We start from the raw sequence: 6,494 nt of genomic DNA, 5'->3' as shown, positions 1-6,494 counted from the left end.
CCCAAGGGCATGAGCGCGTGGGCGGCGTTGGGGCCGCTGCGGCGGCGCACAGCGGGCCGGGCGCCCGCGTCACGGCGGCGCCCGGGGACTGCACGGGGCGCGCCGGCGCGCTTCACCCGGCTACTGTGACCGCCATGAGCGACACGGCTCGCCGGCAGGAGCAGCGCGACGCCCACCGAGAGGCCGAACAGATACGCAGCCTGCTCCGACAGCACGGCGGCCGTGAGTACGACCCTGACCGCGAAGACGACGACTACGAAGGCGGCTTCGAGGTCTCGGTCGGGAAACGGGGAGGGCCCCATCTCGTGGGCGGTTTCCGCATCGACCCGTTCCGGGTGTGGCCGCCGAAGATGCGTCAGCACGCTGAAACGCTGACCGCGCGCGGGTACCGGGTAGAGGTCGTCAAGCACTACGACGACGGGGAGATCCTGGAAGTCACGCCCCCACCCCCGCGGCCGCGCTGGACGTGGTTGCGGCGGTGGCTGCCGGGCTGAACGTGGCCGGGCGGCGGTGGCAGAAACGCGGATGTCCGATTTCGTTGCCCCCTTCGTTGGTGGGTTCGTTGCTGGGTTCGTTCGCCGCGTCCCCGACGAACCGACCGAGGTGGCGCTGACACTCGTGTTCGTGCAGGTCGGGCCGCTGACAGCGGGCTGACAACCGGCCGGCCGGGCCCAGACTCCTCCCTGTGGGAGGTTGCATTCCTCTTCCCCTAAGCGATCACCCCCGTCTAGAACTCCCCTACTAGGAGAGTGTCGGGTTCCGTCCCCCGCCGGCATGTGGTGCTTGACCTGGGTTGTTGGGTGGGTGGGGGGCGGCCTGGACCCGGCCGGACGGCGCGGCCGCCAGGCCGGGGGTTGGGCCGGAGTCCGGCCGGGGATTGGGCCGACCATCGCTTTCGCTGTTGGGTAGACGAGCCCGCTGTCATGGCGTGGCTGTTGGGTAGCCACGGGTAACAGCGCACGCCGGCCCGGCTCGGGTGGTCCGGGTGACGCCATCTGCCAATCGCGCCGCGCCGCCTTCCCCTCCTAGACGCTTTCCGTCACAGTGAGTGTCGTGACGGAAACCAACTCTGGGAAGCGGGCGCCGCGGCGCAGCAGCCAGGCGACGGTGTTGGCCGGCTCGCCGGTGGTGCTCGACTGCGAGGTGTGCGAGAAGCCGTTCCGGGTGCGGCACTCGGGGCCGGGTCGGCGGGCCCGGTACTGCTCGCCGGCGTGCCGCACCCGCGCCTACCGGACCCGGTCGGCGCCGACGCCGGCGGCGGACCGCAACGCGATCCGGGAGCGGCTGGGCTGGCTGGACGCCCGGGTCGACATGCCGACGCTGCGGGCGCTGGTGAGCAAGCTGTCGCCGGCGCAGCTGGTCGAGGTGCGCCGGCACCTGGACGCCGTCGGGCGGGCGTGGGAGGCGGTCGCCGAGGCCGCCCCGGGTGCGCTGCGCGGGCCGGCGCCGGCCGTTGACGACGGCGCCCAGCTCGCACTGACTCCCCCGACCGCCGCTACTGTCACGGCGCCGCCGGTGACGGAATCCGACCGGGCGGTGTGGCCGGCTTCGCCGCCGCGCAAGCCGGTGCCGGCGCCGTCGACGGCGGTACGGAAGGTCATCGGCGGGCTCACCCCGACCACGGAGCAGGCCGCGGTGATCGACGCGTGCCGCTCCGGCGACAACGCCGTCATCACCGCCGGGGCGGGCACGGGCAAGACGTCCACGCTGCGGATGGCGGCGACGCTCATGAAGGGCCGCGGCCTGTACGTGGCGTTCAACCGGGCCATCGCCGCCGACGCCCGCCGCGCGTTCCCCAAGACCGTCCAGTGCTCGACCGCGCACAGCCTGGCGTTCCGGGCGGTCGGGCACGCCTACAAGCACCGCCTCGATGGGCCGCGGCTACCGGCCCGCGACGTCGCGGCGCGGCTGGGCATCGACTCGGGCCTGGCCCTGGGCGACGGGGTGCTGGTCGACCCGACGCAGCTGGCCAGGCTGACGATGGAGACCGTCGACCGGTACTGCCGCACCGCCGACGAGCAGATCGGCCCGCAGCACGCCCCCGACGTCCACGGCGTCGAGGACCAGGCGCACGCGTTCCTCGCCGGCCGGCTCGCCGAGTGGGCGACCGCGGCGTGGGCGGACCTGCGCGACGTCGACGGCAAGCTGCGGTTCGCCCACGACCACTACCTGAAGATGTGGGCGCTGAGCCGGCCGGACCTGCGCGCCGACTACGTGCTGTTCGACGAGGCCCAGGACGCCGACCCGCTGATCGCCTCGGTGCTGCTGGCCCAGTCCTGCCAGCTCATCGCCGTGGGCGACGAGTGCCAGGCCATCTACGGCTGGCGCGGCGCCGTGGACACCATCGCGCAGTGGCCGGCCAAGTACCGCCTCGCCCTCACCCAGTCCTGGCGGTTCGGGCAGCTCATCGCCGACGAGGCGAACAAATGGCTGGCCGTCCTCGACGCCCGGCTGCGGCTGACCGGGAACCCGGGTCTGCGCTCGTCTGTCGGCCCGGTCGAGCGGCCGCGGGCGATCCTGTGCCGCACCAACGCCGAGGCTCTGCGCCAGGCGATGATCGCCCTGGACGCCGGACTCAAGCCCGGCCTGGTCGGCGGTGCCACCGCCATCCGCCGCATGGCCGAGGCCGCGCAGGCGCTGCAGGCCGGCAAGGGCACCGACCACCCCGAGCTGTTCATGTTCAAGTCCTGGGGCGAGGTGCAGCAATACGTGCGCGACGACGCCGGCGGCCGCGACCTGGCCGTGTTCGTCCGCCTGGTCGACGAGCACGGCCCCGAAGACCTGATCACCGCCGCGTACCGGCTCGCCGACGAACGCACCGCGCCGCTGGTCATCTCCACCGCCCACAAGGCCAAGGGCCGCGAGTGGGACACCGTCACCATCGCCGACGACTTCCGGGAGCCCCCCTGCGACAAGGACGGCTTCCGCCAGCCGGTACGCCGCGACGAGGCCATGCTGGCCTACGTGTCGGTCAGCCGCGCCAAGGCGCGCCTGGACCGCGGCTCGCTGGACTGGATCGACCAGCCCACCAGCGGCCGGGTACGGCAGTGGAGCCGCGACCGCGACGACGAGTGGTGAAGCGTGACGGCGGGAGCCGTAACGGATTACGCGGCGGCGGACCAGGCCGGGGAACTGCGCGCTCAGCCGTGGCCGTGGAACCAGTCGCGTGGCCACCGGCCCTCGCTGGCCGCGATGCTCATGTCGACGGTCAGGTCCAGCTGGTAGAGCGGCGCGTCGGGTTCCGAGGTGAGTTCGGCGACGTCGCCGCGCCAGCTGGTGGCGAGCACGACGACACAGCCGTCGAAGCTCTCCAGCCACTCGGCGGCCTTGTGCAGCACCGCCGCCTCGGTCGGGCCGGTGATCGTGGCGAGGAGGTGCGGGTGCTCGTTGAGGCTGATCTGCGCGGGGCCGTCCTGCTCGTCGGGTGTCGTCATGCCGAGCACCTTATGGAGCGCGGTCGCGCGCGGCGACCGGCCGGCGGCTACTCGGTGGCCTTGGGGTGCCCGGTCGAGGCGAGTACGACGATGACCTGCCGGTGCTCGGCGTCGACGAGATACCAGATCCGGCCGCCGCCGGTGACCTCGTACTGCCAGCGCGGCAGCGTCCGGCCCTGGTATTCACCGCTGCGCAGCTGCTTGCCACGCAGCCGGTGCTGGCGGTCGGTCTCGGGGACCGGTGCCGGGTCGGTGCGCAGCGTCTCGTGTGCGCGGGCGAGGTTGGCGCCGGCCTGCCGCTGCAGGTCCGGCCAGCCGGTGCGGGCTTCGCGGGTACCGCAGATGATCAGCCACTCCCCCTCCGCGGGCGGCGGTGGGATGGGCTGGTCGCGCTTGAGGTTCACGCCGCGTCGGGCGCGGCGATGACGCCGTGGTCGTCGGCGGGCTGGGTGAGGATCTTCACCAGCTCCGGGTCGGCGGAGATTTCGGCGGAGTGCCGCCAGGCGGCGATGACGGTGGTGACCGGTGCCAGGTTGTCCAGCTCGGCGGCGGCGCGCACGGTGTCGGTCAGCTCGCCGGCGAACTCGCGCAGGTCCTCGTCGTCGAGGAACGCCGACCAGGCGAACACGGCCTGCAGCACCCGGCGCAGCTGGGCGCCGGTGAGCGCGTCGACGTCGCGCAGCAGCTCGGCCAGCAGCCGGGCGGCGGCGGCCACGACGACCTGGTCGCGCTCGTACCGCTCGGCGGTGGTCAGCATCAGGTCGGCGTCACCGCCGCGGCGGTGCAGGCGCACCGCGGTGGCCCGGGCGCCGGTGAGGCCGGCCAGGGTCTCCCGGGGCTTGTTGACCAGGTCGGAGAAGTTCGCCACGTCCACAGACATACTTTGAAGGTAGTTCCAAACTAGCGGTCCGTCCAGACAAAATTCTGCCCGAAATGTGAACTCCATAATTCCATTTATGGTGTGGAAGGCAATAGCATCACGAATGTCCAGTGACGTTAACGCACACCGGCCAAAAGATTCCGCCCGGTTTTTCCATTGGATCTCTGGTATACCAGTCGTATATTTCAAGTATGAGTAGCTCAGTGATGACCCCGGGAAGCGCACCGGAGAAGCCGACGACGATGAAGATCAGCACGTCGCACCGCGACGCGCTGTCCACGATTGCGGCCGCCCTGGGCGGCGTCACGTTGGATGATGCCCTGGACGACGTCCTGTTCGTCTACGACTCCATGAAGGCCGTCGAGCGACTGTCGGCCGAGCAGATCGCCGACTGGCAAGCAGAGGCCCACGAGTGGGCGGAGACCGACACCGAGGTGACCCATCGATGACGAATCCGACCTTGCGGGTGCAGCCGTGGGAGGTCTGGTGGGCCCAGCTGAATCCGCAGGTCGGCCGGGAGCAGGCCGGCGAGCGTCCCGTGATCGTGGTGGGATCCTCGCTGGCCTGCGGCCTGCCGAACGGCCTCGTCCTCCTGGTGCCCTGCACCAGCACCGACCGCCGGCTGCCGTTCCAGCCGCCGGTGACCCTGGACGGCCGCGCCGGGTTCGCCATGTGCGATCAGGTCAAGGCGCTGTCCTTGGACCGGCTCGTACGCCGACACCGGCAGGGCCTGCTCGACCCGGCTCAGCGCCCGCCGATCCAGCGGGCCGTACGCGCCATGCTGGCCTAAGCCCACTCGTGTATGGCTGTGTATACACTCAGTGAACACCGTGTATACACAGCCATACACGTCTTTACACGACGCACACGCGAGTACACACGGATCAGTGTTCTGCGTACGGCGACTTGATGCCCAGCGACTCCAGGCGTCTGGTCAAGGCGTCGGCTCGCTCGCTGACGAGGGCGGCGGCGACCTGCTCGGCCTGCGCGGCGCCGGCCGCGATGAGGGCGGACAGTGCCACGTGCTTCGGTACGTCGTCGCCGAGCGTGGCGAGCACCTGGTCGACGGCGGTGTCCATCGCCGCCTGGGCCTCCGCGGTGATGTAGTACGACGTCCGCGACATCCCGGCCGGGGCGGGCCGGGTCGACGGCGACGGCTTCTTGCTCCGACCGCCGCGGCCGTAGCCACGCACGCCGGGGTACGGCGGCGGCTCGGCCGGGGCGGCGGCCTCGGTGCGGGTCTGCTCAGCCTGCGGGGCCGGCAGGCCGGGCACCATGATTGCCTCTCGCCCGGCCGGCAGGTTTGGGCGGGTCGGCTTGCCCTTGCCTGGGCTCACGCGGCCATCTCCTTGATGACCCGGTCGGTGATGGTCTCGAACTTGGTGACCAGCTCGTCGGCCTTCGGGCCCGGCATGGTGTGCAGCGGGACGGCCGAGTTGTGGGCGTCGGCCAGGGTGGTCCACAGCGGCACGTGCGGCTCCCACACCAGGGAGCCGTACCGGTCGACGAGCTTGGTGATGTTCTCCTGGTGGAGTTCGGTGCGGCGGACCCGGTTGATGACGATGCCGAGTACCCGCAGGTGGGGCACTCCCAGGACTGCGGCGTAGCCCTCCATGAACTCGTACGCCTTGATGCAGCCCTCCAGGCCGTCCTGCTCCGGCTCGGTGACCAGCAGGACGCCGCACTCCTCCTCGGCGCCGGCGGCGACCAGGGCCATGTGGGTCAGGTGCCCCAACGACGGAGCGCAGTCGTAGATGCGCCAGTGGTGCCCGCCGAGCCCGGTCATGATGTTGCGCAGCCGGACGACCGCCCCGACCGTGCCGGCCTCGCTGATGCGGTTCTCAAGATCAAACGAGCTGGGCAGCAGGTCGATGTACTGGGCCAGCGGGTCGTTCCACGAGCACGGCGTGAGGATGTCGGCGGCGCCGCCGGTGACGTCGTTTTTGATCGCCCCGGCCAATGTCGGCAGCGGATCGGCGAGGCTCGACTGGAAGCCCAGCCGGCGCGACAGGTTGGCTTGCGGGTCCATGTCGACGGCGAGGCTGCGCTGCTGGCGGCGTGCAAGCGACGCCGCCAGCTCGCGCGCGAGCGTGCTCTTGCCGACGCCGCCCTTGTAGTTGAGGATCGCCAGCCCGGGCATCAGTCGGCCCGGTTCGGGTTGTGATTCATGGGTCGCACGG

9 protein-coding genes are annotated in these 6,494 nt (G+C 71.3%); 4 read left to right on the top strand and 5 right to left on the bottom strand.

The features are described 5' to 3' along the window. Nucleotides 1–134: 134 nt before the first annotated feature. Both IEY94_RS22790 and IEY94_RS22785 read left to right on the top strand, forming a co-directional pair. Nucleotides 135–494: a hypothetical protein gene (locus IEY94_RS22790; RefSeq protein ID WP_189172308.1), complete on the top strand. Its 360-nt coding sequence runs from the start codon at nt 135–137 to the stop codon at nt 492–494. 559 nt (nt 495–1,053) lie between these two features. Next, complete coding sequence (locus tag IEY94_RS22785; RefSeq protein ID WP_229784373.1) at nt 1,054–3,078, top strand: UvrD-helicase domain-containing protein; 2,025 nt, start codon at nt 1,054–1,056, stop codon at nt 3,076–3,078. Between the two features lie 62 nt (nt 3,079–3,140). Here the strand turns inward: IEY94_RS22785 and IEY94_RS22780 are convergent, their stop codons facing one another. From IEY94_RS22780 to IEY94_RS22770, 3 genes are read right to left on the bottom strand one after another with little or no spacing between them, the layout of a single operon-like run. Then, the gene (locus IEY94_RS22780; protein ID WP_189172307.1) at nt 3,141–3,434 is read right to left on the bottom strand and encodes a hypothetical protein; all 294 of its coding nucleotides are present in this window, start codon (nt 3,432–3,434) and stop codon (nt 3,141–3,143) included. Nucleotides 3,435–3,481: 47 nt separating this feature from the next. Continuing rightward, nucleotides 3,482–3,838, bottom strand: a complete 357-nt coding sequence (locus IEY94_RS22775) for a hypothetical protein (RefSeq protein ID WP_189172306.1) — start codon at nt 3,836–3,838, stop codon at nt 3,482–3,484. Then, nucleotides 3,835–4,314: a DUF6247 family protein gene (locus tag IEY94_RS22770; RefSeq protein ID WP_189172305.1), complete on the bottom strand. Its 480-nt coding sequence runs from the start codon at nt 4,312–4,314 to the stop codon at nt 3,835–3,837. Before IEY94_RS22770 ends, IEY94_RS22775 begins: the two co-directional genes overlap by 4 nt. 191 nt (nt 4,315–4,505) lie before the next feature. On the opposite strand from IEY94_RS22770, the gene IEY94_RS22765 reads away from it, so the two are divergent. Continuing rightward, on the top strand, nt 4,506–4,763 hold the full coding sequence (locus tag IEY94_RS22765; protein WP_189172304.1) for a hypothetical protein: 258 nt from the start codon (nt 4,506–4,508) through the stop codon (nt 4,761–4,763). Then, nucleotides 4,760–5,104: a type II toxin-antitoxin system PemK/MazF family toxin gene (locus IEY94_RS22760; RefSeq protein ID WP_189172303.1), complete on the top strand. Its 345-nt coding sequence runs from the start codon at nt 4,760–4,762 to the stop codon at nt 5,102–5,104. The genes IEY94_RS22765 and IEY94_RS22760 overlap by 4 nt, the downstream gene beginning before the upstream one ends. 94 nt (nt 5,105–5,198) lie before the next feature. On the opposite strand, the gene IEY94_RS22755 is transcribed toward IEY94_RS22760, so the two are convergent. Then, nucleotides 5,199–5,651: a hypothetical protein gene (locus IEY94_RS22755; RefSeq protein WP_189172302.1), complete on the bottom strand. Its 453-nt coding sequence runs from the start codon at nt 5,649–5,651 to the stop codon at nt 5,199–5,201. Next, nucleotides 5,648–6,454, bottom strand: coding sequence for a ParA family protein (locus IEY94_RS22750; protein ID WP_189172301.1), 807 nt, complete (start codon nt 6,452–6,454; stop codon nt 5,648–5,650). Before IEY94_RS22750 ends, IEY94_RS22755 begins: the two co-directional genes overlap by 4 nt. Nucleotides 6,455–6,494 lie beyond the last annotated feature (40 nt).

Source organism: Pilimelia anulata (genome assembly GCF_014647895.1).
In the GTDB taxonomy this organism is placed as follows: Bacteria; Actinomycetota; Actinomycetes; order Mycobacteriales; family Micromonosporaceae; genus Pilimelia; species Pilimelia anulata.
This window is presented reverse-complemented; position numbering and strand designations above follow the sequence as displayed.